The 1,536-nt window shown below is 68.2% G+C and carries 2 protein-coding genes; both read right to left on the bottom strand.

Annotation, left to right across the window (positions count from 1 at the left end; all coding sequences use genetic code 11):
* Nucleotides 1-56: 56 nt before the first annotated feature.
* Nucleotides 57-959, bottom strand: coding sequence for an ectoine hydroxylase (gene thpD / locus ACFXPL_RS31615; RefSeq protein WP_384926067.1), 903 nt, complete (start codon nucleotides 957-959; stop codon nucleotides 57-59).
* 2 nt (nucleotides 960-961) lie between these two features.
* Nucleotides 962-1,360: an ectoine synthase gene (locus ACFXPL_RS31610; RefSeq protein ID WP_384926065.1), complete on the bottom strand. Its 399-nt coding sequence runs from the start codon at nucleotides 1,358-1,360 to the stop codon at nucleotides 962-964.
* Nucleotides 1,361-1,536 lie beyond the last annotated feature (176 nt).

Below are 1,536 nucleotides of genomic sequence, written 5' to 3'. Positions count from 1 at the left end.
CCCCTGACGACCGGCCCCACGCCCCTTCCTCCCTGCCGCCCGAGGGCGCGGAGGTGTCAGCGCACCGGGGTGAAGTCCCGCGCCCCGATGAAGTCGGGCCGCCGCACCGGCGCCGCGAACGGCTCGACCGCGGCGTTCTCCACGCTGTTGAACACGATGAAGACGTTGCTGCGCGGGTACGGCGTGATGTTGTCGCCCGAGCCGTGCATGCAGTTGCAGTCGAACCAGGTCGCGGACCCGGCCTTGCCCGTGAAGAGCCGTATGCCGTGCTGTTCGGCCAGGCTGGTCAGCGCCTCGTTGGAGGGCGTACCCGCACCCTGCATCTTCAGCGACTGCCGGTAGTTGTCCTTCGGCGTCTCGCCCGCGCAGCCCAGGAAGGTCCGGTGCGACCCGGGCATGATCATCAGCCCGCCGTTGGTGTCGAAGTTCTCGGTCAGCGCGATCGAGACGGAGACGGTCCGCATGTTCGCCAGCCCGTCCTCCGCGTGCCAGGTCTCGAAGTCCGAGTGCCAGTAGAAGCCGGAGGCGCCGAAGCCGGGCTTGACGTTGATCCGGGACTGGTGGACGTAGACGTCGGAACCGAGGATCTGCCGTGCCCGGCCCACCACCCGCTCGTCGCGTACGAGCCCGGCGAAGATCTCACTGATGCGGTGGATCTCGAAGACGGACCGTACGGCCTGGGACTTGGGCTCGATGACCGAGCGCTCGTCCGCGCGCACCTCCGGGTCGCTGATCAGCCGTTCGAGTTCGGCGCGGTAGAGCGCCACCTCGTCCGGGCCGATGAGCTGGTCGACGGAGAGGAAACCGTCCCGTTCGAACCCCGCGAGGTCGGTCGTGGAGACCGGGCCCGGCGTGTCGGGGGCGGACCACACGACGGGGTCCTGCCGCGGGGTGGTCACCTCGCCGAGGCCGCGCGATGGGTACAGGTCGGTGGTGTGCACGGGGGTGGTGGTGGTCATGGTCAGCCCTCCTCGGTCAGCAACGGGTAGACACCGTTCTCGTCGTGGTCCTCCCGCCCGGTCACAGGGGGATTGAAGACGCAGACGCAGCGGAAGTCGCTCTTCGGGCGGAGTGTGTGGCGCTCGTGCCCGTCGAGCAGATACATCGTGCCGGGGGAGATCCAGTGGGTCTCACCGGTCTCCTCGTCGGTGAGTTCGGCCTCGCCCTCCACGCACAGGACGGCCTCGATGTGGTTGGCGTACCACATCGACGTCTCCGTACCCGCGTACAGGACGGTCTCGTGCAGCGAGAAGCCGACCTTCTCCTTGGCGAGCACGATGCGCTTGCTCTCCCAGGTGCCGGAGGCCGACCTCACATGACGGTCGGTGTTCTCGATGTCCTTGAACGATCGGACGATCACGGTGTGGTGACGCCTTTCTCTCGACAGTTGTGCTCTCTGTTTGATTCCGGTGTGTGTTTCCGGTCCGTCCCGTACCCCGGGGCCCCGGGGGCCCCCCCGACCGCGGAGGCGGTGTTGTTTTTAGGGGGGGCGGGGGCGATCCGGGGTGGGGAGCCCAAGGGGCCCCCCACCCACCA

Origin of the sequence: Streptomyces sp. NPDC059092, assembly GCF_042756365.1 — a bacterium.
In the GTDB taxonomy this organism is placed as follows: Bacteria; Actinomycetota; Actinomycetes; order Streptomycetales; family Streptomycetaceae; genus Streptomyces.
Note: the sequence above shows the minus strand (reverse complement) of the source record. Positions and strands in the feature narration are given on the sequence as shown.